Source organism: Pseudarthrobacter sp. J47 (assembly GCF_049810315.1).
In the GTDB taxonomy this organism is placed as follows: Bacteria; Actinomycetota; Actinomycetes; order Actinomycetales; family Micrococcaceae; genus Arthrobacter.
Genome location: NZ_CP187358.1, coordinates 1,000,534 through 1,024,722, shown reverse-complemented (window position 1 = coordinate 1,024,722; position 24,189 = coordinate 1,000,534). Strand labels below are relative to the sequence as shown.

Annotated in this window: 22 protein-coding genes and 1 pseudogene; 16 read left to right on the top strand and 7 right to left on the bottom strand. The window is 62.6% G+C overall.

Features of this window, described 5'->3' with window-relative positions; all coding sequences use genetic code 11:
• Positions 1-57: 57 nt before the first annotated feature.
• From ACPJW8_RS04660 to ACPJW8_RS04610, 11 genes and pseudogenes are all read left to right on the top strand, one after another.
• Positions 58-1,014 (top strand): lipid kinase, encoded by a 957-nt coding sequence (locus ACPJW8_RS04660; protein ID WP_330186653.1) that lies wholly within the window; start codon positions 58-60, stop codon positions 1,012-1,014.
• Between the two features lie 184 nt (positions 1,015-1,198).
• Positions 1,199-2,527, top strand: a complete 1,329-nt coding sequence (locus ACPJW8_RS04655; protein WP_330194132.1) for an ISL3 family transposase — start codon at positions 1,199-1,201, stop codon at positions 2,525-2,527.
• Between the two features lie 346 nt (positions 2,528-2,873).
• Positions 2,874-3,521 (top strand): hypothetical protein, encoded by a 648-nt coding sequence (locus tag ACPJW8_RS04650; protein WP_330186652.1) that lies wholly within the window; start codon positions 2,874-2,876, stop codon positions 3,519-3,521.
• Positions 3,522-3,574: 53 nt separating this feature from the next.
• A complete protein-coding gene (locus ACPJW8_RS04645) occupies positions 3,575-3,895 on the top strand; it encodes a hypothetical protein (protein WP_330186651.1) in 321 nt (106 codons plus the stop codon).
• 720 nt (positions 3,896-4,615) lie between these two features.
• On the top strand, positions 4,616-5,296 hold the full coding sequence (locus ACPJW8_RS04640) for a hypothetical protein (protein ID WP_330186650.1): 681 nt from the start codon (positions 4,616-4,618) through the stop codon (positions 5,294-5,296).
• Positions 5,297-5,389: 93 nt separating this feature from the next.
• Complete coding sequence (locus ACPJW8_RS04635) at positions 5,390-5,779, top strand: hypothetical protein (protein ID WP_425256413.1); 390 nt, start codon at positions 5,390-5,392, stop codon at positions 5,777-5,779.
• A 28-nt stretch (positions 5,780-5,807) separates the two neighbouring features.
• Positions 5,808-6,119, top strand: coding sequence for a hypothetical protein (locus ACPJW8_RS04630; protein WP_330186649.1), 312 nt, complete (start codon positions 5,808-5,810; stop codon positions 6,117-6,119).
• 70 nt (positions 6,120-6,189) lie between these two features.
• Complete coding sequence (locus tag ACPJW8_RS04625) at positions 6,190-7,755, top strand: serine hydrolase domain-containing protein (RefSeq protein WP_330186648.1); 1,566 nt, start codon at positions 6,190-6,192, stop codon at positions 7,753-7,755.
• A 70-nt stretch (positions 7,756-7,825) separates the two neighbouring features.
• Positions 7,826-8,287, top strand: a pseudogene (locus ACPJW8_RS04620) (SRPBCC family protein); the annotation flags it as partial.
• A 274-nt stretch (positions 8,288-8,561) separates the two neighbouring features.
• Positions 8,562-8,993, top strand: a complete 432-nt coding sequence (locus ACPJW8_RS04615) for a VOC family protein (RefSeq protein ID WP_330186647.1) — start codon at positions 8,562-8,564, stop codon at positions 8,991-8,993.
• 290 nt (positions 8,994-9,283) lie between these two features.
• Positions 9,284-10,282 (top strand): bile acid:sodium symporter family protein, encoded by a 999-nt coding sequence (locus ACPJW8_RS04610; protein ID WP_330186646.1) that lies wholly within the window; start codon positions 9,284-9,286, stop codon positions 10,280-10,282.
• 74 nt (positions 10,283-10,356) lie between these two features.
• Here ACPJW8_RS04610 and ACPJW8_RS04605 read toward each other — a convergent pair whose 3' ends face one another.
• The 5 genes from ACPJW8_RS04605 to ACPJW8_RS04585 all read right to left on the bottom strand — a co-directional run bounded on the left by ACPJW8_RS04605 (position 10,357) and on the right by ACPJW8_RS04585 (position 14,748).
• Positions 10,357-10,497, bottom strand: coding sequence for an MFS transporter small subunit (locus ACPJW8_RS04605; protein ID WP_330186645.1), 141 nt, complete (start codon positions 10,495-10,497; stop codon positions 10,357-10,359).
• 1 nt (position 10,498) lies between these two features.
• Entirely contained in the window at positions 10,499-11,893 is a 1,395-nt protein-coding gene (locus ACPJW8_RS04600) for an OFA family MFS transporter (protein WP_330186644.1), read from the bottom strand.
• Positions 11,894-12,010: 117 nt separating this feature from the next.
• Entirely contained in the window at positions 12,011-12,892 is an 882-nt protein-coding gene (locus ACPJW8_RS04595; RefSeq protein WP_330194496.1) for a 2-hydroxyacid dehydrogenase, read from the bottom strand.
• A gap of 167 nt (positions 12,893-13,059) precedes the next feature.
• A complete protein-coding gene (locus ACPJW8_RS04590; protein WP_330194489.1) occupies positions 13,060-14,304 on the bottom strand; it encodes a hypothetical protein in 1,245 nt (414 codons plus the stop codon).
• Between the two features lie 6 nt (positions 14,305-14,310).
• The gene (locus ACPJW8_RS04585; RefSeq protein ID WP_330194490.1) at positions 14,311-14,748 is read right to left on the bottom strand and encodes a hypothetical protein; all 438 of its coding nucleotides are present in this window, start codon (positions 14,746-14,748) and stop codon (positions 14,311-14,313) included.
• Between the two features lie 566 nt (positions 14,749-15,314).
• Between ACPJW8_RS04585 and ACPJW8_RS04580 the strand changes: the two genes are divergently transcribed.
• The 5 genes from ACPJW8_RS04580 (at position 15,315) to ACPJW8_RS04560 (ending at position 20,724) form a co-directional block, all read left to right on the top strand.
• On the top strand, positions 15,315-16,553 hold the full coding sequence (locus ACPJW8_RS04580) for an MFS transporter (protein WP_330194491.1): 1,239 nt from the start codon (positions 15,315-15,317) through the stop codon (positions 16,551-16,553).
• 79 nt (positions 16,554-16,632) lie between these two features.
• Positions 16,633-17,034: a DUF952 domain-containing protein gene (locus ACPJW8_RS04575; protein WP_330194492.1), complete on the top strand. Its 402-nt coding sequence runs from the start codon at positions 16,633-16,635 to the stop codon at positions 17,032-17,034.
• Positions 17,035-17,409: 375 nt separating this feature from the next.
• The gene (locus tag ACPJW8_RS04570) at positions 17,410-18,648 is read left to right on the top strand and encodes a DNA cytosine methyltransferase (RefSeq protein ID WP_425256412.1); all 1,239 of its coding nucleotides are present in this window, start codon (positions 17,410-17,412) and stop codon (positions 18,646-18,648) included.
• On the top strand, positions 18,638-19,432 hold the full coding sequence (locus tag ACPJW8_RS04565; RefSeq protein WP_330194494.1) for a hypothetical protein: 795 nt from the start codon (positions 18,638-18,640) through the stop codon (positions 19,430-19,432). The genes ACPJW8_RS04570 and ACPJW8_RS04565 overlap by 11 nt, the downstream gene beginning before the upstream one ends.
• A 167-nt stretch (positions 19,433-19,599) precedes the next feature.
• Positions 19,600-20,724: an AAA family ATPase gene (locus ACPJW8_RS04560; protein WP_330194495.1), complete on the top strand. Its 1,125-nt coding sequence runs from the start codon at positions 19,600-19,602 to the stop codon at positions 20,722-20,724.
• Between the two features lie 1,035 nt (positions 20,725-21,759).
• Here the strand turns inward: ACPJW8_RS04560 and istB are convergent.
• Together istB and istA are read right to left on the bottom strand one after the other, a co-directional pair.
• Positions 21,760-22,548 (bottom strand): IS21-like element helper ATPase IstB, encoded by a 789-nt coding sequence (istB, locus tag ACPJW8_RS04555; protein ID WP_330194154.1) that lies wholly within the window; start codon positions 22,546-22,548, stop codon positions 21,760-21,762.
• Positions 22,538-24,106 (bottom strand): IS21 family transposase, encoded by a 1,569-nt coding sequence (istA, locus tag ACPJW8_RS04550; RefSeq protein ID WP_330194153.1) that lies wholly within the window; start codon positions 24,104-24,106, stop codon positions 22,538-22,540. The genes istB and istA overlap by 11 nt, the downstream gene beginning before the upstream one ends.
• Positions 24,107-24,189: the final 83 nt, after the last annotated feature.

Below are 24,189 nucleotides of genomic sequence, written 5' to 3'. Positions count from 1 at the left end.
GTCGTCGTGCGCTTCCGACATAGGAAACGCACAGGTGCGCTGCCTACCATGGGCCACATGAAAACTGCCCGGAACGCCCGCTCCGCCGCCGTTGTTATCAACGCCGGATCGCGCCGCGGCGCGCCACACCAACTTGCCGTTGACAGCATGCGCAAGGCAGGCGTGCCCATCTCCGCCGTGCACCACGTACAGTCCGGGCCAGATCTCCCCGGGACACTTGATCAGGTGCTCGCGGACGGGCACGACCTGGTGGTTGTGGGCGGCGGTGACGGGACAGTGTCCTACGCCGCCGGCCGTCTGGCCGGCACCGAGATGATGCTCGGCGTCCTGCCGCTGGGTACTGCCAACGACTTCGCCCGCACGCTGGAGATCCCGAATAACCTTGCCGAGGCGTGCGCCACCGTCGCGGAAGGGAAAGTGGTGGACATCGACCTCGGCCGGGCAAACGGTGAGCCGTTCCTCAACGTCGCATCCGTGGGTCTCTCCGTGGCAGTGACCGAGGCCCTGAGCCCCCGCCTGAAGCGGTACATCGGACCTCTGGCGTACAGCATCGCCACGCTTGCAGCCTATGCCCGGCACAAACCGTTCCGCGCCCGGCTCGAGTTCCCGGACGGGGACCATGAGCCGCTGGAACTCGATGACGTGCTGCAGGTGGCCGTGGGCAACGGCCGGCACTACGGCGGCGGCAACACGGTCTCCCCCACCGCCGGGATCGACGACCACATCCTTGACACCTACGCGATCCTGGCAGGGCCGCTCCGTGAGCACGTGAACATCGCACGGCTGCTGAAGGACGGAAGCTTCATCGAACACGACCGGGTGTACCACCTGACCAGCCGCAGCGTCCGGCTGGTCACCGACGAGCCGCTGCCGGTAAACCTCGACGGTGAAATCGCCACCACCACGCCCGTCGACTTCACCATCCAGCGCAACGCCCTCCACGTCGTAGTGCCACAGAGCAGCACCGCCGCGTTGTTCGACGGACCCGGCGCGGAGAACTGGCCGCCCGTCTAAGGGGTGGGTAGCGCTCCTGGAGCAAGCAGCCTGACCTAGCGAAGGCGCACGAGGTCAAGGTCCAGATTCCCGAGTTCTGATGCTCACCAGCGAAACCCGTAGATACAAAGCGGCTCTTCGCGGTTGGTGGGGAATTGAGTTCGTGTCGTTGAAGACAAGGGGGCCCGTGGCCCTGTTGGGATGAGTGTGTCTAGCATTCAACCTGGAACAGGACCACGAGCCCTTGAACGAGCCTACCGGGGTCGCAGCCGACGCTGCCACCATCCTCTTCAACCTGCCCGACTACCACGTAGTCTCCACCACCGTCACTGCCGGCTGTCGGCAGGTCATCGTTGAAACCGACCAGCCGCCGGGGTGCCCCAGCTGCGGAGTCATCTCCTCCCGGCGGAAGGAACGGCGCTTTCAGCGACTGAGGGACATTCCGGTTGCCGGGCCGGTGGAGGTGCTCTGGTCCAAGTACCGCTGGTATTGCCAAGAAGTGGCCTGCGACCGGCTGTCGTTCTTTGAATCCACCCCTCAGGTCCCGCGCCGGGCCCGCTCCACCGGCCGGCTCCGGGACCAGCTCGTGGACGCGGTCATCCGCTCCGGCAGGGCCGTGTCGGACACGGCTGCCGGCTTCGCCGTTTCCTGGTGGATGGTCCGGGCGGCACTGAATGAGGCCTGCCTGCTCAGGCTGCCGGACGTGGACAAACTCAGCCCCCGGATGCTGGGCATCGATGAACACCGGTTCCGGTCCGTGCGCTACTTCCAGGACCCCGCCACGAAGGCGTGGACACGGTTCGAACCCTGGATGACAACGATCGTTGACCTGGACACCGGCCAGGTCCTTGGCGTGGTCGACGGCCGGGACCACAAGGGCGTCGGGGACTGGCTGTTCGTCCGTCCCCTGGAGTGGCGCCTGGGAGTGCAGGTCGTCGCGATCGACCCGTCGGCGGCGTTCCGGAAAGCGCTGCGGATGTGGCTTCCCCGCACCGCCGTCGCGGTCGATCACTTCCACCTGATCTCGCTGGCCAACCAGGCAATGACCGAGACCCGGCAGAACCTCTCCCAGCAGGTCAAGGGCCGCCGCGGCAGGGCCGTCGACAAGGCCTGGGCGCACCGCATGCTCCTCCTTCGCGGCGGCGACACGCTCAGCTGCAGGGCCGCCCTCAAGCTGGAAGACGTGTTCGCCGCCGACGATCCGACCGGCACCCTCCAAGCCGTATGGAAAGTCAAGGAACAACTCAGGGCCCTGCTGCGCACCGGCTCCCTGGAGGACGCCGCCACAGCGAAAGAACACCTGGAGGAACTGGTCAAAGCTGCCGCACGGCCGGAAACAAACAGGCTCTACCGCACCGTCTGCCGCTGGTGGCAGGAGATCGAAGTACTCATCATCACCGGCGCCACGACAGGCAAGGTCGAGGCCAACAACACCGCCATAAAAAACATCAAACGCACCGCCCGCGGGTATCGCAACCCAAGCAACTACAAATCGGTTATTCTCTTGAGAAGTGCCGTCCGGACGGCGGCATGACGCTTATCTCAGGGATGCATTTCCCCACGAACCGCGAAGAGCCTACAAAGCGTGCGGCAGGTCTTCTTTCCCTGGGCCGGGCAGCACGTTTCAGGGCGCTATTTCGGAAACAGGTAAGCACTCGGTACCTCAACAGTGATGTTCTTCTTATACGTCGCCGCCATCGTGTTCGTGAAGGCTGTCCACCGCAGCTGACTGGCTGCCGCTTTCTCCACGATCGGCTTTGTCTACTTCTCGACATTTATCCGGAAACTAACGATGCCGAGTCCTCCCCTAAGTTGATTAGACCGAGGCAAAATTCTGAAGAACCATCTGGAACTAGCGGCATTCCCCTTAATAAATTGGCATGTTTCCTCTCGAAATGTCCTTATTTTTCCTTCCATGGCATTCTCCAACTATGGAAACTTCAATTCAGCAACCCGACGACATCACCCCCGGCGCCTGGGACATGCTTCAACGGTCGTACGCCGACTACATATCAAACACAGCGTTAGCCTACGACGAGGTGCTTCACTCCGTTGCTGACCGAATTCGTGCGGAAGGCAGCATCGGCAAGTCCGATATCGGAGCCCTGTTGTTCTGGAAGCGGCTCCGAGCCGACGCGGTGTGGGTCCGAGAGCTCATGACCTGGACAGATTCAGACGTCAGAGAGGTAACCAAGCTGGCAGTCGCAGCCGTGAACGACACATCAATGTCTGTTCCCGAGGCCGCTTCTGCAGGCCGCCGGACACTGTCGCCTTTGCCGGGCTTCACAACGGGCGATGCCCTCGCCTCGGCTCTGTTGCTGGCAGCGGCACCGCACCGAATGGCGGTCTACGACCAGCGAGCCCAAACGGGTCTGGAGCACTTGGGACTCAAGCTCTCGAGAGCGGCCGGCCGATACGGCCGCTACATGGGGCTGGTGGAGATCCTGCGCACAACGGCCAAGCAGCACGGGCAAAGTTGGTCCGCCAGGGATGTCGATGTTGCGCTCTATTGGCTTGGCGGGAAATAGTGATTGATTTCGTGTAGTATTTCGACGTCATTCGTTCTATTTGAGGGGTTTTTTTGGAATTTAAGCACTCCGCTGGCATTTTTGCCAACGGCTTTGTCCTATCGTTGATTTGCTACTTCTTGGGTGCAATTTTCGCGTTTTCTTCAGCTGCTCAGACCTCCTCTTACTACAGCAACAGCTCTGCCGTAGCACTAGGAGTTACAGCTTTCATCTTTTTCATTGTGGCTTTCATCGGCTCGATCATGACTGTCGTCGGGGCGTACCGGGCCTTGGTGAAGATCGACGCGCTACAAGTGCCCGCACTTCCCGTGGCAGCCCCCGACCCGATTGAGGCGGAGAACACGGCACCGACTGGGCTTTCGTCGAGCCCCTAGGCGAGCGGGGTGCCCCTAGTCAGTTGTTGCTATGGGCATCCCGTCCACAAGGTTCGCAACCCCGGACCGGCCTTCCCGCTCCTCCGGCCAAAACTCCTGACCCACTCATTTACGCGTGACGCACCGATCGGCAATCAGCCCACACGCCATTCACGAAAGATCTGGCCTTGTGCGGGCATCAGCGAATATAGGTCGCAGTTCCCCTTCAAAGCCCTAGCACTGGCCCAGCAGTTCCGGCGTTCAACAATTCGAATAAGCACCCGGACGGCCACGCGGCCCCTCCAAGTGGAATTAAGCACTGTCCCAGCGAATTTTTTCTGCAGGAAAGACCACGAGTTTCCTCCGACCGCGAAGGAGGAACATCTAATGTCAGTGGCTGAGCCTAACCTGAGAGCGTAGTGCAAGTTCCGTTCGACTCTGCATTTGGTTGGGAGAAAGATGCAACAGCAACACTCCGAAGGCTTGATTCCAGGATCCAAACAAGATGCCGTCTTGTGGGACGAGCCTGATGGGCGAATCCTGAACGTCCATCGAGAGACAGACTGGCTGACAATAAGGACCTCAAAACCCGCGCTCAAGTGCCCAGTACGAGCATGCAGTGTGAAGCTTATCGCCGTGGATAGGCAAGGGACGCGTCATTTTCGGAATGCACGAGGCTCAGTCGACTGTCGGCATTTCACGGCGCGCCGAGCGGACCATTCCACACGTGGCGGTGGCCCAATGTCCGCAGAACATCTTTGGTACCAGCGAGAAATTGCCAAACAGGTGGGCAAGCGCGCACATATGCAAGTCGTCGTTGAGGACTATGAATCCAACGCAGACGTTTTGATCATAAACAATCGGACCAATCGCTCAATCGCAATAGAGATTCAGCGCTGGGACACCAACATAGAGGAACGGACTGCCCACCGGATGGCGCTGGGCCATGAGGTCATTTGGCTGATAACTGACTCGGCCAAACTGTCTCCAGAAATGAAACGCAGCGTGTTCACAGGACGTGGTGCCTTTATACGTGTGAGGTCCTTCGATCACCCCCATCGAACGCTCACACCGTGGGACCACGTTCAGCCTTGCTCGACTCCTGTCATGGAAGTGTCGGGCACGACCGGTCGTTTCGATCCGCGGACGGGAGAAATTCGAGCAGCGTCCATGCCCCTCATGAGCGTTCTAGACGAGCTTCTTGATGGTAAACGAGAGTGGATGTTTCCTGGCGAGTCAGTATACAAAACGGCTTCAGGATCCGGCAGAAAAGGTGGCTGCTGGGCACGCAACATCGACTATGTGAACGCGCTAATTTTGGCGTCAGGGCTGGATATTCCATTGGCGCCCGAGACCTCCCGATATGGGAGACTCTCTGAGCCGGTCGAGCACCCTCCCTACTATTACGCCGAACTCGAATAAAATCGCATGGGGTACCCCCGTTGGTTGAGTCCTGGAGCGCAGGGGTTTCTGGGGCGCTGGAGCGAATATGCCTGGAACGGCCATGGAGGCAATGTGGCCCTTCGCGAGTTGGCCGGGACCGATGCCACCCACGCGGGTCACTTCCTGTTTGGCATCGTGCGGGTTTTCGCGCCCAGCACGCAAGTGGACGTTGCCGAAGCCCATTTTAAGAAAGCCCTACTGGGCCACAAACGGGCCACAAGCGGAACTAGGAACACGGTCTCCCCCACCGCCGGGATCGACGACCACGTCCTGGATATCTACGCGATCCTGGCAGGGCCTCTCCGTGAGCACGTGAACATCGCGCGCTTGCTCAAGGACGGAAGCTTCATTGAACACGACAGGGTGCACCACCTGACCAGCCGATGCCCAAGGAGCCCGGCATTGCGTATGAGGGGTTCCGACGGTTTCGACAGGCTCAACCACCGGGATCGACGGACGTAACCACCCCATTTCGCGGGATAATTAACCTATGACCGACCAGGACCGGGACCTCTGGGATGAGTTCGACAAGCTCAAGCCCGCGGCACCGGACCGCGTCGCGGGGCTGCCCGGTGGCGAGCCGCAAGGGTTCGGCTTCCGGACCGGCGTCCGCAGCGCCAGGGTGGCCCTCGGCTTCGCGATTTATGCCCTGGCCCTCGGAAGCGCGCTGACCGTCACCGGCGCCGTCATCTTCGTCATCCAAAGCCAGTGGCTGCTGCTCGGACTGATGTTGCTGATCGAGGTGGTCTTCGTCCTGGGTTTCCTCCGGCTGGCCAGGCTCGCACGCAACCGCAAGCCCTGAACGCATTGTGGTCCGCCCGGCCACGACCTACCGTGAAGGAACGGTCGGCCGCGAAATGCAGGGGGTGGGCATGCGAACTATTTCCTGGCTGGCGCGCTGCCTCCTGGTCTGCCGCGTAGCCGTAGGCATCCTCGGTGGAGCAGCAACGCCGCCGCCGGAACCCGCCGAGCCTGAACCCGCAGCGCCAGCCGCAACGGAACAGACCTACCAAGCCCTGGACTCCTTCCTCCGGGAGCAGATCGAAGACATCGGGAGTCCGGGAGCCGCCGTCGCCGTCGTCCATAACGGTGCCCCGGTGCACACCGCCGCCTTCGGCCGCGCGGATCAATCCGGCCGGCCCATGACTATCCAAACCCCCGTGCTGCTGGCGTCCACCAGCAAGTCCCTCACGGCCATCGCCGTGATGCAGCAGGTGGAGGCCGGCCGGCTGCGGCTGGACGAGCCGGTGCAGACCTACCTGCCGTGGTTCACGATGGAAAGCAACAAATCGTCAGCCATCACGGTGCGCCACCTGCTCCACCAGTCCAGCGGCATGGCATCCAAGGACACCGCCTTCGAGGCTTCCGACGCGCAGGACCCGGCAGCCCTGGAACAAGGCGTCCGGGACCTGTCCGATGCCGCGCTTGCCGGTGTACCGGGCCGGGCCTTCCATTACGCCAGCGCTAACTTCAACATCCTGGGCATGCTGGTCCAGACGGTTTCCGGCCAGCCGTTCGGCGAGTACCTGGAACAGCACGTGTTCGGCCCGCTGGACATGACGCACAGCCACCCCACGCGGGCCGAGGCGCGCTCGGACAACGCGGCCGCCGGCCACGCGCTGTGGTTCGGCCGGTTCTGGCGGCAGACAGACGTACCCGCACCCACCACCGGAATGCCGTCCTCCACCCTGTACTCCTCGGCCGAGGATCTGGGCCATGAACTGATCGCAATGCTCGACGGCGGCACGTACCGCGGGGTGCGGATCCTCCAGCCGGAGAGCGTGTCGGCGATGCTGGAGCCGGCCGTCCAGGTCGAGGGTTCCAAGTGGTACGCCATGGGCTGGTTCACCCGGCCGCTGGTGGAATCCACCAGCGCCGAAGGGCCTTCGGTCCCGGAGGAGGAACTGCCCCTGCTGGTGGAGCACCAGGGCGAATGGGGCAACAGCCACACCTACCTGGCCATGGTTCCGGACTCCGGCCTGGGCCTGGCCCTGGTGATTAACGGCAACGACACCGCCGCCCCTTCACGGCTGAAGGCCATCGACACCAACCTCCTGCGCATCCTCCACGGCCAGTCCCCCATTGACCCGGTCATTCACGAGGACTGGCTGCAGCGGAACAGCTGGGCCGTCGCCCTGGCGCTCCTGGTGGCGGAGCTGCTGAGCCTGGGGCTGGTCCTCCGGTTCCTGCTGCAGCGGCAGCCCGGACCAAGGAAACGCCGCGCTCCCCTGGTGTGGGCCGCCGTCGCCCTGGCCCTGGACGGGTTCGCCCTCTGGCTGTGTTTCATTTACGCCCCCGTCCAGTTCGACACCCACCTGCTGGTGATCGTCCGGCAGTTTCCCGACGTCGGCATCTCGCTGGTCCCGGTGCTTATGCTGGCGATCCTCTGGCCGATCCCGCGGACCGTGTGGCTGCTTTCCCGCCATAGGATTCGTTGACCCCTGGCTATCCGGTCAATATCTTTGATCCCACGACGCCGCGTTCAGGGTGATGGCGTCCCGTCCGGTCAGATTGGAAAGTCTTATGGAAAAGATCTTCGACATCTACATCAAGACCACCCCGGAGCGGTTGTGGGAAGCCATAACGGACAGCGACATCCGCAGTAAGTACCAGTTTGGCAATACCGTTCACTCAGACTGGACCCCCGGCTCCCACGTCGAAGTCAGGAATCCGCGGAACGGGCAGATCCTGGGTGACGGCGAGAACCTGGAAGTGGACCCGCCCCGCCGGCTCGTCCAGACCATGCGGGCTCTTTGGAGCGATGAGGTCAGGCCTGAAGAACCCAGCCGCATCACCTGGGAAATCGATCCCGTCGGCGACTCCTGTCATCTCACCGTCACGCATGACCAGCTCCGGGAAGGTGCCAGCGAACAGCTCTATGGCGGCTGGAGCATGATGCTCTCCGGCCTGAAAACCTGGCTGGAAACCGGCGAGACTCTCACCACTCCCAGGTCGCTGTTATACGGCTGACCTGCACGGACAAACCGGAGCGCGGTTATTCCCTGCCCCAACAGTCCGAGGACGCCGCCGCCGTCCTGGAGGCACTCAACGTTCCCCGCGCCTACGTGCTCGGCTCCTCCAGTTGGTGGCTACGTGGCAGCAGCTCGCAGTCGTGCATCTGGTGCTGTGGGAATGCCCGGAACAGTGGCGGAAGATACGACGGCGTTCCTCACCGCGCTAGGGCCCCTCACCTGACGGCGGTTTCGACAAGCTCAACCACCGGGGCGCCCGCTACCATTCCTCCATGGACCAGCAACTGCACTTCATCACCTTCGCCACCGCAGACCTGGATGCTGCCCGCGCCTTCTACACCGCCGGGCTGGGCTGGAAGCCCCTGATGGACGTCCCCGGCGAAATCCTGTTCTTCCAGGTAGCGCCGGGAATGGTCCTCGGAATGTTCGACGCCGACAAGTTCCGCCAGGACCTCAACGACTCCGGCGCCGCCACTGGAGTCAGTGGTGTGACCCTTTCGCACAACGTGGGCAGCGCGGCGGAGGTATCGGCAACCATTGAGAAACTTTCGACGGCGGGCGGCACCATCCTGAAACCGGCCCAGCCAGGCGAGTTCGGCGGCATTTTCCACGGCCACGTCAAAGACCCCAACGGCATCATCTGGGAAATCGCACACAACCCGGGATGGCGGATCGACGACGACGGCACGGTCGTTCTCAGGTGAGCTCTGCACGGCGCAACCGACGAATTCGCAAGATATTTCTGAAATGTCGCGTAGGGCTCGATTGAACCAGCCGGAGCGGCCTCTATTCGCAATATATTTCCGATGGCGCTGGTGATCGAGCCTGTCGAGATCCTGGTTTCGACAAGCTCAACCACCGGGTGCTGGGGTTTCGACGAACTCAACCGCCGGGGTGCTGGGGTTTCGACAAGCTCAACCACCGGACGACGGGCTCAACCACCCGGGGCGTCATGATTCCGGAACCCGGCGCCCGCTGTGATAATCCGGTAGGTATGCCTTCCGTAACTGAACCAGCAGCTGCCGCCGCCGAAGAGCGCAGCGCCCGCATCGCCGTCACCCTTTTCCCCATCCTGATCCTGGCCGGAGGCGCCGTAGCCCTGGCCACGCCCAGCTCCTTCACCGGCCTGGCGCCGTGGATCAACCCGCTCCTGGGCGTGATCATGTTCGGCATGGGCCTGACGCTCACGCCGCCGGACTTCGCGGTCATTGCCAAGCGGCCCATTCCAGTGGTGATCGGCGTGATCGCCCAGTACGCCGTCATGCCGCTCCTGGGCTGGCTGATCGCCGCCGCTCTGGGACTGCCGCCCGCGCTGGCAGCCGGTGTGATCCTGGTGGGCTGCTGCCCCGGTGGAACGGCGTCGAACGTGGTGTCCTACCTGGCCCGCGGCGACGTCGCCCTGTCCGTTGCGATGACCACCGTCTCAACACTGCTGGCACCGCTGCTCACCCCGCTGCTGGCACTGTGGCTGGCCGGCCAGTACATGCCGGTTGACGCCGGCTCCATGGCCTGGTCCATTGTTCAGATTGTGCTGTTCCCCGTGCTCCTGGGACTCGTGGTCCGGGTGTTCCTGCCTCGCCTGGTGACCAAGGCGCTGCCCGCACTCCCCTGGGTCTCGGTCATTGCGATCACGCTTGTGGTCATCGCTGTTGTGTCCGGAAGCGCGAAGGCCATCTTCTCCGCGGGCCTGCTGGTGCTGGTTGCCGTCATCCTGCACAACGGCCTCGGCTACGCCCTGGGCTACACCGCCGCCCGCCTGTTCAAGCTGCCTATCCCCTCGCGGCGCACCACTGCCATCGAGGTGGGAATGCAGAACTCCGGCCTCGCCGCCGGCCTGGCACGTCAGTACCTGACGCCGGAATCAGCACTTCCGGGCGCCATCTTCTCCGTCTGGCACAACGTTTCGGGTGCCATCCTGGCCGCGTTCTGGCGCCGCCGGAACACTCCTGCGGCAAGCACCGGAGAGCACGTTCCGACGCCGATCGCGGAGTAAGGCGGCAACTCGCCGTCCGGGACAAACGAGTAATCAGCGCTGTTCGGCTGACAGGGTCCTGTAGCCGGGGCCGATTAGCCGAACAGCGCCGCCACTTTGGTGAGCGTCTGGTAGATCCCGTAGGCCAGCGGCACGCCAACCAGTGCCCAGCCGATTGCCAGCTTGCCAGTGGAAGCGTTGACCGGAACGTTGCCGGAACTGTGTGGTGTGCTCATCTCAGGACTCCATGGCTGGTTCGTGTGACCGGGTGCGGCCGGGGCGGGGTTCGTGGAAGCGTTCATCCACGGGTTTGACCATCAGGTTGGCCAGGAAGCCGATTACCAGCAGCCCCACCATGGTCAGCAGTGCCGGCTGGTAGGAGGCCGCGGTGAGCTGCCCGGGCTTGCCCTGGGCGTCCAGGAACGCGTTGACGATCAACGGTCCGGCCACGCCGGCGGCGGACCATGCCGTGAGCAGCCGGCCGTGGATGGCGCCCACCTGGAAGGTCCCGAACAGGTCCCGGAGATACGCCGGGACGGTGGCGAAGCCGCCGCCGTAGAAGGAAATGATCACGAAGGCCAGCACTACGTAGAGGAACGTGGTGGAGGATCCGGCCAGCGCCAGGACCGTGTACAGCACGGCACCAACGCCCAGGTACAGCATGTAGATCCGCTTGCGGCCGGTGATGTCCGAGGTGGCGGACCAGCCGAAGCGGCCGGCCATGTTTCCGATGGAAAGCAGCCCCACAAAGCCGGACGCTACAGCGGCACTGACCAGGGACACGCCATCGGACTGGCGGAAGAAGTCCTGGATCATGGGGGCGGCCTGTTCCAGGATGCCGATCCCGGCGGTGACGTTGCAGAACAGCGCGATCCACACGAACCAGAACTGCTTGGTCTTCACGGCGTTTTTGGCGGAGACGTTCTCCATGGTGACCAGCGCGGCCTTCTTGACCTTGGCGGGATCGAACCCTGCCGGGCGCCAGCCTTCGGCGGGGACCTTGATGGTGAAGGCGCCGAAGAGCATGTAGACGAGATAGACGACGCCGAGGGTCAGGAAGAGCTTGCCCACGGAATCGCCGCTGGCCACCCAGTCCTTGGCAGCGGAGTTGGGATCGTACATTTTGAGGAGCGCCGTGGACACCGGGCTGGCGATCAGCGCGCCGCCGCCGAAGCCCATGATGGCCATGCCGGTGGCGAGGCCGGGGCGGTCGGGGAACCACTTGATCAGGGTGGATACCGGCGAGATGTAGCCGATGCCCAGGCCGATGCCGCCCACAAACCCGTAGCCCAGGTACACAAGCCACAGCTGGTTAGTGAAGATACCCAAGGAACCGATCAGGAAGCCGCTGACCCAGAACATGGCCGAGGTGAACATTGCCTTGCGGGGCCCGTTAGCATCCACCCAGGTGCCCATGATGGCTGCGGACAGGCCGAGCATCACAATGGCGATGGAGAAGATGATGCCGATTTCCGTGAGGCTGGCGTCGAAGTGCCGGACCAGCGCTGTTTTGTACACGCTGGTGGCGTAGGCCTGGCCGATGCACAGGTGGACGGCGAGCGCCGCCGGCGGGACCAGCCAGCGGTTGAAGCCCGGCGGTGCGATGGTTCGTTCACGGTCCAGCCAGCCCATATTTTGCTCCTCTTGCTTCCTGCAGTGGAAGACGTCGTTGTCCCTGCGTCACCGTCTGCCCCAACTTAGTTCATGCCGTTCGACGGCGTGGGAGAGTTGCGCCGAACGGTGGACATTTCACGACGAGCGGCTGCCGCCCAGCACCACGTTGACCGGTTCCTTGCCGTCCAGCATCAGGGAGATCTGCTGCTTGATCAGCCGGACCATCCGCGGGAACATCGCCGAGCTGGCGCCGCCCACGTGCGGGGTGATCAGCACGCCGGGGACCGTCCAGAGCGCGTGGTCTGCCGGCAGCGGCTCCGGTTCTGTCACGTCCAGCGCGGCGCGCAGCCGGCCGGATGAGGTCTCCTTCAGGATCGCCTCCGTGTCCGCCACCTGCCCGCGGGCCACGTTCACCAGCAGCGCGCCGTCCGGCATGGCAGCCAGGAAACGTGCGTCCACCAGCTGGCGGGTCTGCTCGCTCAGGGGCACGGTGACCACCACAATGTCGTGCAGCGGCAGCTGGTCGTACAGCGCGTCGATGCCCAGCACCGGCCCGCTGTCGGTGTCGCGGGCGCGGCTGGCCATCCGGGTAACGTGCGTTTCGAAGGGCAGCAGCCGGGCCTCCACGGCCTTGCCCACTCCCCCGTAACCCACCAGCAGCACGCGCCGGTCCGCCAAGCTTGGCAGCATGTGCGTGTCCCAGGTTCCGGTGGCCTGGTTCCGGGCAAAATCGGCCAGCCCCCGCTGGCTGGCGATCATCATGCCCACCGCAAGTTCCGCCGTCGAGGTTTCATGCACCCCTGCCGCGTTGGCGAAGACGCAACCGTCGGGCAGGACATCCGCGACGCCGTCGTACCCGATGGATTGCCCCTGCACCAGCCCGGTCTCCACGCCGTGCAGCGCGGCGAGCCCGGCCGGCTTGCCCATGTAGGGCGGCACCAGGAGGTCGAACTGCTGCGCGGGCGGCGGTCCGGTCAGGTCCCAGAGGTGATATTCGACGGCGGTACCCGGCTCCATCGCGTCCAGCAGTTCCTGGCTGGGCAGGCTCACCCGGAGCCGGGTTGCCGCGCCGCTTTCAGTAGGGGTGCCATTAACGTCAGTGTTCTGGTGCTCCGTAGTCACGCGATGAGTTTGTCACGCGTCACAACGGGGCACCAAAAGTCACTGCACCCGGGCGCCGGGCGTTACTCGGCCTGCGCCACCGCCTGTTCCGGTTCCCTCTTGCGCGGCCTCCTCCCCACCGGCTTTGTCTGCGCGGTGAGTTCCAGCGCCTCAGCGAAGGTGGCGTCCGCTAGCCGCTCCACCAGCCGCCGGGCCTGCCGGACCACGCGGAGCGTGTGCGAGGACGCGTCCTCCTCCACGGCATCCAGCACGGCGCTCAGCCGCTCCCGGGCTCCCCTGTCTATGCGGGAGTCGGGCTCCGAAAGCCAGGTTCCGGCGTCGCGCAGCAATCCGTGGAGGGCGTCGTACACCTCCGGCCGTTTGGCGGCCAGGATGGACAAGGCGGGACTGACTGTCTCGAACTCGCCCCACCAGGCCCCCAGTCCGGGAAGTTGCCGGAACCCTTCGTCGCGGAACCCGCGCATGGCTTCGAACGACTTCTCCTGCCCCGCGTCCTTCCCCTTGCCGGCTTTCTCACCCGAACTGTAGGAGAACAGCCTTTCGAGCTTGCAGTCGATCTGCGGGAAGCCCCGGAAGACGCCGTGCAGTTCCCAGTCGCCGTCGCCGGATTCATCCCCGGACCAGCGGCGGTTGATGGTGATCGCGGGCGTCTTGACCAGCTCGTCCGTGGTGGTGGTGAACGCCTCGGTGCCAATTCCGTCGTCGTTGTTTCCGAAGGTGCCGTACCAGATCAGTTCCCACCCGGACATGGCGTTTTTGACGGCCGCCTTGACCGAGGTGGCAGCGGAGGCCTTGACCACCTCAATGGCTGCCTTGATCTGCTCCGGAGTGGGCGCGGACAGCGCGTGCTGGAAGCTGGCCGCCACCTTCACCACGGCGAGGTGAACGGCGTCGACAAAAGCGTTGTACCCGGTGTTCGCCAGGCTGTCCGGCCAGCCGTCCTCCTCCATCACCTGGACCACCACCCCGGCGATGGCCGGGACGTCGTCCTCCCCCAGCAGGGCGCGGAGCCCGGCGTCGTTGATGGGGATGGGCTTGAGCTTGGTGGACCAGCGGCCCACGGCCTCGGGGATGGCAACATCGTCCCCTTCATCGACGTCGGTGTTCCCCAGGTTTCCGTGGCTGCCGTTGCTGGAAACGATGGTGGGGGAACCGATCAGACCGGAACCGGCCTCGACGGCGAAGTTGTCGCCGTCCACCTTGAAGAACACAGTCCAGATATAGGGTTCGGCGTTGCCGATGCCGTCCCCTTCATCGTGGCAGTGCAGGGTCTGGAGCACTGTTTCCAGGTTCAGTACGGAGCGCATGGTCCGCTACTCCCTGGCCTGGTGTTCGGCGCCGTGCTGGTCCTTGCCCTGCACCTGGTCCTTCTCCCCCGCCAGCGGACGGTGGATGGGCCTGCGGATCCGGCGTTTGGCCGTGGACTGGACGCTGGGCACGTCAGCTGAAACGCTCAGGCCGGACACGGCGGAGCCCGCGCACCTGCCGGCGTTGGTCAGCTGGCTGCCGAAGCACATCCGGCCAGGGCCGTATTGCGTGCTCCCGAAGATGTTGAAGGAGAACGCGTACCAGGTGTAGAGCGTGCCGTTTTCGCAGCCCTTGAGGTAGCTGAAGAGGAAGTAGCCTGTCTCCTCCACCCAGCTGAAGTCGTAACACCATTTGGTGACCTGGCGGGTGCAGGTATCGAACCATTCCCAGGGCCAGGGCCCGGGGCACCAGTAACGTTCGGTCACTACTACTTGCTGCGGCATGGCCGCCTCCTGACTCTCTTCCTGCCGGTTTTTGGGCAGGCTGCAGCACGGAAAGAGACAGTGCTGCGTGATGGGTGTTTTAGTGCTGGTTCTTTTTGCGGAACCGGGGCAGGCGTACAAGCCTGTTGAGGAAGGCTGCGCGTTGTTCGCAGCCAGAGCACGGGGCGATGCCCGCCAAGGTGGTCAGATCCTTGACTGCATCGCCCAGGCCGATGGTTGAGTCATCGGTTTGCCGGGTGAGGGAGATCCGCCGGTTCTGCCAGTGACGTGACCTGGCCGGCCATTTCCGAAAATTTTCCTGGACCACAAGTCCCCCCCTTTGCGGACATCCAGGCCGCTGCCCCGAGCGGGGAATTAGCCTGTTGATGGATATATTCCTCGCCTGCCAGACCAGGGTCAAGAGTTAATCCATTCATTTGCTAAAGTCATGGCGGGCTATTACTTTCACCGGATTTTGCGGCCGTTCCCTGTTCTGTTGGCGGGTGCTTCCGGTAGGTTTATGGGTGGAATTGTTCGGCAATGAGCGCCCGGTTCCGTCCCCTCCTTTCCGTGAATGGAACCACCCCATGCCCTCCGCGTCTTCTGCGCCTTCCCAGCCGGCAGTCCAGCGTTTTCCGCTGGCCGCCATGGCTGTGCTGGCCACCATCGCCTTCACTGCCATCACCACCGAGCTGCTGCCCTCCGGCCTGCTCCCCCAGATGAGCGTGGGACTGAATGTGTCCGAGCCCGTGGCCGGTTACCTGGCGGCCGCGTATGCCGCCGTCATTGTGGTCACGGTGGTGCCGGCCGCGCGGCTGCTGGCGAACATCCCGAAGCGGCCGCTGCTGGTGGCGCTGGTGCTGACGTTCGCGGTGAGCAACGCGATGGTGGGCCTGGCGCCGGACTTCACGGCGGCGATGATCGCGCGGCTGGTGGGCGGTCTGGCGCACGGCCTGCTGTGGACCACCATGGCACCGTATGTTGCGCGGGTGGTTCCTGCGGACAAGGTGGGCAAGGCGCTGGCCATTGTGTTCAGCGGCAACAGCCTGGGCCTGGCCATCGGCGCGCCGCTGGGCACCGCGCTGGGCACGCTGATGGGCTGGCGGGCGGCGTTCCTGCTGCTGGCCGGCTTTGGTGTGCTGTTGGCGGTGCTGGGGTTCTTCCTGCTACCGTCCGTGCGCCGTGCCGCCGGGGAGGCCAGGCCGTCAATGCGCGCGGCCATCGTCCAGCCGGGCGTGAAGGCGGTGGCCATCGCGTGGCCGTTGCTGGTGCTGGCGCACTTCGCGCTCTTCACGTACATCGCCCCGTACATCCGCGAGGCCGGCCTGCCCGACTACGCCATCAGCCTTTCCCTCACCGTTCTGGGCGTTTCCGGCCTGCTGGGCATCTGGATCGCGGGGCTCACCGTGGATTCGCACCCGCGCCGTTCTCTTTTGATTACGACGGCGGCAATTGCGGTTTCGATGCTGCTGTTGCCTTTTGTGGGCGGCAGCCTGGTGTTCGCGCTGGCGCTGATGACGGTGTGGGGTGCGGGCCTGGGTGCCATCGGCATTTTCAACCAGGCGGCCATCCTGCGCGCCGGCGGAGAAAACAAGGACGCCGCCAACGGGCTGACGGTGCTGACCATCCAACTGGGCATCACCATCGGCGCGCTGTATGGCTCGGCTGCCTTGGTTGTGGCCGGGCCGCTGCTGGTGCCGGCCGCTGCTGCGCTACCCGTTGTTATTGCGCTGGTGATTGCGTTCGCCGGGCGGAAGGCTGCCTACCCGCCGGGGCCTGGTGAGCTGCGGGATCCGGTGCCGGTGGAGGCTGAAGAGGCGCGCTAGTCCCTTTCTTGCTGGTTGGCTGGTCCCGGCGTCGGGAATACTGGGCGGGTAAATGTTTCCGTCAGGTCAGGAGGATGTCATGGGTGGTCAGCGGCTGGTACATGTGAGCATCGAGGACGACTGGGAAGCCTGCGCCCGGTTCGGCGAGTACGAGGTGTCCACCCTGCACCTCACCCTGGACCAGGTGGGCTACATCCACGCCACCACCGCATCGAAGCTGCAGACCGTGCTGGACGAGATCTACGGCGACATTGACCTGCCGCTGCTGCTGGCCGTCATCGACGAGGACGCCCTGGCCGACGCCGGCATTGACCTTAAGTGGGAGGCCTCGTCACACCCTTCCGGGAAGTTTGGCGAGGTGCCGCGCATCATGGGTGCACTGCCGATGGAGGGTGGTGTGATCACAGCCGTGCTGCCGCTGGAGAAGGACGGCGGCCGGTGGGTGGCGCCGGAGTTGGGTGGGTATGGGGTGCGGGAGTAAGACCCTGCCAGTCCCCTACTCCCCCAGGGCCTTGGATAGGTGACTATTTACGGCAGCCTCCAGGTGGGTCAGGTCAGAGGGCACTGCAACTAGAACGATGCCTCTGGGCTGGACTGACTGACGGCCTCTGCTTTACCTGCCTACAGTGCCCGCAATCAGCCACAGATCAGCCCCCTGAACCGAACGTTCCTCGCTCTGCCATCGCCAAACTTTCGTCCGGCCTGGGTTTTAGTGAGCACCAGCACAGGTGAACCTTCGATTGACAGATGTGCTGCGATGCAGGGTGTCGGTCGGACGATTTGTCCGCTTCAGCACTGATAATCTTCTGTAAGACTTGTCCACACGCGACAGGTTTTGAGAAAGGAATGCCTCTTGATGTCCGCGCGACCAATGACCAGCATCGACCTGTTCGCCGGTTGTGGCGGGCTCTCCCTTGGCCTCCACAAATCCGGGTGGGACGGCCTCTTCGCCATCGAACGAGATCCCATGGCGTTTGACACCCTCCGTTCGAACCTTGTTGATGACGGGGGCGCATATGCTGCGTATCAGAAATGGCCTTCCTGGCTGCCCCGGATCCCCCATGACGTGAATGAGTTTCTAAGCGACGAAAGTATCCGCAATCACCTCCAGTCGCTACAAGGATCAGTAACGCTAGTTGCCGGCGGACCTCCGTGCCAGGGGTTTTCAGTAGGAGGGTCCCGCGATGGAACAGACGCAAGGAATCATCTTGTACACCGACTATTAGAGACTGTTGAACTAGTACGCCCTGAAGTTGCCCTTGTGGAAAACGTGGAGGGCATCACGCGTCCCTTCCGCTCACGCCCTCGAGAGGGAGCGGTGACGTCTGTCGCCGACGACGTAGTCAAAGCGTTCGACGAGCTGGGTTACTCCGCTTCCTTTGGTATCGCCAATGCTAGCCACTTTGGCGTTCCCCAGGTGCGACGACGAGCCATAATTATTGCAGTTCGCAAAGACCTTGATATTGAACCTGGCGCGTTCTTCGAAAAACTCGAAAGTATTCGTGTCAGTCATCTCGACGCACTCGGACTTCCAACCGATCGACCCGTCACTGCGCAGGAGGCCATAGGTGACCTCTTGAGTGACAAACGGGTCACCTCACCTGACTCACCTCTGTTTGAAAGCTCGCCCTATGGAAAGCCCATCGGGCCCTATGCCATAAACATGCGGGGCGGGGCCCCTACCGGATCGGTTCCAAACTCCCACCGCTATACGAAGCACGGGGAACGCGTTCGCGGGCTTTACGAGGTCGCTCATGCCACTCAGCCTAAGGGACGCCTCAGCAAGGACTTCTTGCTGTCGCGTGGAACTAAGAAGGACAAGAAAGTTCTGATAGATCCGAATGCGCCTGTCTCAACCATCACCACCCATCCGGATGAATTCATCCACTATGCCGAACCGCGCAACATCACGGTGCGTGAAATGGCACGATTGCAGTCCTTCCCCGACGACTTCCACTTCCACGGCAGGTATACGATCAACGGGCCACGACGAAAGTTTGATGTAGCGCGTTGCTCGCAAGTGGGCAACGCAGTTCCGCCGTATTTTGCCCAAGCAATTGGCGCTGCCATCAAAGCAATGCTTGGTGACCGGTAACTTGACCGCTGAGACACACATTGAGCCGGCCGAAATTGACTTGATGCCCGTGGTGGAGTGTTTAACTTCAGGTACAAGACCTGAAGTTGATGCCGCATGGCCCGCGACTGCAGAAACGCTGGCAAAAGTATTCGATCCTGCGACTTGGGGAATTACACACGACGTGAATTCCTACGGGCAAGAATCTCACGCTAATTTGTACAATAATGAGATCCAAAGCGACTTTCGCAAGTGGCTGACTACACAAAACATCTCTGTTTCCGATTACGCACAGGCAGTCGGAGAACTTCATCGTGTCGCAATCGAGGTGCACCTGCATTCTCTGCTGCCCAGTGCGCGCAGTAACAAGGGGTGGAGACTACGCCTGGCAGGCTTTCCGGCATTGAAGATCGTAGCCTTCGGCTTATGCAGCCACTATCAGGGGACCCAGAATCAAAATCAAATGGGTAAAGCGTCCGGCCTAATTCGTGCTCAAGCGATGCAAATTCTGCCCCCGGACCTTAAGCCAGTACTGAATGAGTTCAAGCCTGCAACTCCTGAAGATTGGGACGATCGCGGCCTGATGCCCTCGCCGGTGCTCAGGATAGGGACATTGGACATATCCGAGTACGATCAGCAGGGCGCCAAGCTCCGCATGATCAGAACCACCACGGCCAAGAAGGAACTCTCCACCTACTTCGCACTAAAGGGAATGCCCGCTGAAGAATTCAAGAATGAGGGAATCTTCGAGTTGCAGAAACTTCGTCAAATTGCCCTCGCTCTCGGCAACGATCGGGCTGATTAATGAATCCCTTTGCAAATCTCGACGAATTTGAATTGATGCGTCAAGCGGCCTTGAAGGGTGAAGAGGAGTTCGTTAGATTCCGGCGCCGACAGGCTGTAGACGCGCGGCGCCGCGTGGGGCGAAACGTCGAGCTTCGATTGTCCGACCGTGTGAATAGAATGCTCCGATTGGCTATTGCATCCTCGAGAGCCGTTTTGCTTGTTGGGCCTCCAGGTACCGGAAAAACTGAGATTCTTGAGCAGATTATTGATGAATTTGACAAGAGTCCACAGCGATTTGGACTTGGCCGCGAGGATGTCACTGCAGCCTGGGTAACACCAGAAGAAGAGTGGACGTTCGAAAAGGTCGTGCTAGGCGAAACGATTATCGGAGGCGAGCTAGCAAGCGTCGAAGGAGATCTCCTCACATCTTTAAGAAAAGACGATTGGCTGATCCTTGATGAGACCAACCGCGCGGACATGGATCGGGTCCTCGGTGGTGTTCTTACATGGCTCTCTGGAAAGCGAGTCAAGGTAGGGAACTGGCGACAGCCCGGCGCAGACGAAGGCACTCCGGTCTACCTTGACTGGACGGACCAAGCCAACAGCGAGATGCGGGAAGTCGATAACGGCGGACCCGTACGCGAGTACCTTGGCGGATCGGATTGGCGAATCCTAGGTACCTACAACGCAGTCGACGCCCAGCGAGTCTTCAGGATGGGGCAGGCCCTCGGCCGCAGGTTCAAGCACGTGCCAGTACCACCAGCCTCCGAAGAAGATTTCCGAATGCTCATTACCAGCCATATTCATGAAATGGATTTGGCAGAACTAATTCAGGAGCGCGTCACAAGGCTCTACGCCGCGCATCTAACGGTACCCGACGCTCAGCTGGGTCCCGGACTATTTGTTGATATGCCGTCATATCTGGAGCACGGCCTTCGACTGATCCGAGAGGATGTGGAATCACCCGCGTCAGCGATGGCACAGAATCCGGACAGGCCTGACACACCGCCTGATTTTAGTTTCCTAGATAGCACGGCGCTCGTCGCGGAACAGGACGCTCTGGAGCACCGCAATTTGATTTCGACAGACTCCGACCGTGACACGAGCCACGGATTGAATGTGCTGGCGGGTCAAGAATCTACTTTCGATGAAATGCTTGCCGAGGCCTATCTCATCTCGGTTGGAAACATCCTTGCCAAATACGAACCTGACCTTCTCGATGACCTTGGAGTGTCGATGATGCGGATCCAAGCCCTGACACCGGAGAATTGGCGGTGGGTGACGCATAGCCTGAGCGCGATGCGAGCATAAGATGCATAACCCGAGGCTGAACGTGGACGAATACGGTTTATCACGGGTTCTCTCCGAGTGGTCCGGCGTCGGGACATTGTTCCGTACGCTGGCTGAAGTATCAGCGCCGAAGTTAGATCGCGCCTGGTCCGCCAAGGATATCGAGCGGCGGGCAAGCCGTATTCTCTTGCTCGAATGCGCCCCGCAAATCAGGCGGCTGCCCAAGACCGCCAGGGCTTGGTTCGATCACCTTCCCACATTAACCAGCCGAACACGCTATTGGTCAGCAAGTCCTGCTACAAGGGTGGATTGGCGTAAAACACGCATTCGAGGTTGGCCGCCGACGTCGTTCGCCATCCGTCGGAGACATAGAACCTTGGATCAGTTATCCTTGACCGTTCTTGCTTGGACTTTAAGTAGACTGGGCGCGACATACGCTACAGCTAGCTCGCTCAACGGATCCGACCCGACGCAAAGTCTTCCAGCAGATATATTGGACGTTCTGGCCTGTGCTTTGCCCTTAACGGAGTATCTAGACGAGCCTTCTGGCTTTGCACCAACTCGGGACGACTTGGCGGCCGTTCGGGGAGCTGGATGGCCTTGGAGACCTATAGCAGCTATTGCTGACTTCTTCATCGCAGTAGATCGTGGTGGCGCTGAGGCCATGGCCCGACGGCTCCTTCGACCAGACGGATTTCCAGATACCCTGTTCCAGCTCGGCGTGCTGGGAGCAATCATCAATGCGAGTGAGTCGATTGGCTATACAGTCACGAGCCTCCGGCCCCTGGCCTCAATGACACAAGGTCCCGCGTATAGTATTCAATCCCCAACGGGTGAACAGTGGGACCTCTGGTGTGAAGCCGCCACTTGTTGGGAGCACTACGGAGCCCGGGACATCTACAGAGAAATTGTCAACGGCAACTTAGAAATGACCGGTGGCGGCAGGTTGGTTTGCCCGCTGGTGGCAGGTGAGTGACCGGTCGCGGCAAGTATTTTTGGACAGGGTCAGGTGCCCCGGGCGTGCCGGGTTTCGGGGCGCCTGACCGGGGGTTTGGGTTAGCTCATGGGTCGGGTTCCTTTCCCGTTTTGGGCTTGCATAAGCCGGACGGACTCGCCGCTGGTTTGGCAGAGGTGGGCGTGATGGAGAAGCCGGTCCACGGTCGCGGTGGCAATGGTTTTGGGCATGAGCTCATCGAACCCGGAGGGGTGGATGTTCGAGCTGATCGCCAGGGACCGTTTCTCGTAGGAGGCTTCCACGACCCGGTAGAAGCCCTCGGCCGCGTCGGCGGAGACCGGCAACAGGCCTATATCGTCGATACAAATCAAATCCACGTTGGTGGCGCGGGTGATGGCTTTGTTGACGCTGTCATCAATCCGGTGCCGTCGCACGAGCGCGCCGAGGTCTTCCATGCTGAGCCAGGACACGGACATGCCCTGATCGATGGCCTGCTGGCCGAGGGCTTCCAGGAGCAGGGTCTTACCTGTGCCGGAGGGCCCGCAGGCAATCAGGTTCTCCCGGCGCCGCACCCATTCCAGGGTCCGCAGAAACGACGTTGTCGCGGCCGGGAGGGTGGAGAGGGCCTCGTCCCAGACATCGAAGGTCTTCCCGGTGGGGAATCCTGCGCGTTTGCGCCGGGTGGCCAGCATCGACCGGTTCCGGCCGGTGGCTTCGGCTTCGAGCAGGACGCGGACGACTTCGGTGGGGTCCCAGCGTTGGGCTTTCGCGGTGGCCAGGACGTCGGCGACCACCGCGCGGGCGTGCGGCATCCGGGTCGTGCGCATCAGCGCGATCACGTTCTCTACCGCCGTATCGGCCAGGGGCCGGGTCATGGTTTTAGCGCTCATCGATGGCTCCTTCAAGATCGCCGTCAACGGCGGGGCCGGTGGTCGGCGCGGTGGTGGGTGTCGTGCCGAAGTTGGCCCAGGAGCCGGTGCCCTGGCTCAGCCATTGGCCTTGGTCGGTGACGGTGTGGATGATGCTGGTTGTGTGGCTTGTGGCGTTGCCGGTGTTGACGATGGAGAGCAGGTCCTCGTGGGTGAAGCGCTGATGCACCGCTGCCGCTCCCAGGCCCTTGTCGACCTCGTCGGCGCCGAGGACCTTGGCCAGGGTGACGGCGCGTTCCATTTTGTGCCGGATCTTTCCGGTGCCGGCGGCGGCTGCTTCCTTGAGCCAGAGCGCTGCGCCGGCGCCGAGAGCGAGGAACTCTTCCTCGGCCTTGTTGGTCGGGCGGATCACCCGTTCCAGGGCCCCGGAAGGGGCCGGCGGGAAGTGGGCGTCGATGATCGCGGGGGTGCCGGGGCGGGTGAGTTTGTGCCGGGCGACCTCGACGGGGCCGGCGTTCCCGACGTGGACGATGACGACCTCGGTTTCGGTCCCGCGCACCCATACCATCTGACCCATCAGGGTGTGCGGGACGGAGTAGCGGGACTGCTGAAAGGTGATCATGGGCGTGTTCGGCGGGACCTGGCGGGTGTGGCCGAAACTCGCCGTCACCGGTGTCGCCGGGACCGGGTGCAACCTTGGTCCTTCGAGAACCCGGAGCATGTCCTTGGGGATCTCCAGCGTGGCCCGGTGCACCCTCGAATTTACCTCTTCCATGAACGCCTCACACGCAGCCTCCAGCTCGGCGAAGGACCGGTACTCGGGCAGCAGATTGGTCTCCTTCGGGACGAGGTCGGCTTTGGCGATCTTGACCGCGTTCTCCACTCCGCCCTTCGAGGCCGGGTCGGCCGGCAGGCAGGTCTGCAGCGAGGTTGAGTAGTGCTTGGTAAAGGCCACGATCTGGTGGTTCCGGACCGGGATCCCGGCGACGTGCTCAACCGTGACGGTCTTCTCGTTATCGGTCAATACGTAGGTCGGGACCCCGCCGATCAGGCGGAACGTCCGGTCGAGGGCGGCGAACACGCTCGGCATGGTCTTATCCCGCAAAGCGATCACGATCCGGAACCGGGAGAACGCCAGCCAGGCCACGAACAGCACCGTCTTCACCCCGTCAACGACGGGCCCGTCGCCGTAGTCATACTGAAGCCACAGACCCGGCTCAGGAGTCCAGGGCCGGTGCACGCGCACGTTCCGGGCCCGGTATTTCGCCTTCAACTCAGCAAGCGTGGTCCTGGTCGTCCGCTCGCACCCGGTGAACCCCAAAGCCCGGAGCTTCTCATGCACCACGTCGCCGCGGATCTTCCCGCGGGACTGCTCGACCCAGGAGGCCATCTGCGGCAGGAACGGGTCGGTCATCCGGCCGCGTTGCCGGGCCACCGGCGCCTGCGCGCCTTCCTGGCGGGCCTTCACATACGAGCGGACCGTGTTGTGCGAAACGCCGCAGATCTTCGCGGCATCCCGGTACGACCGGGTCAAATCGTAAGCAGCTAAAATTTCCATGAACTCTCCTGGAGACTTCACAACGAGCCCCTTTCTTCCCACAACGGGTGAAATACAGACGATTGGCATCGCCATTTCACCGCGGAAGGAAGGGGCTCTCCCCG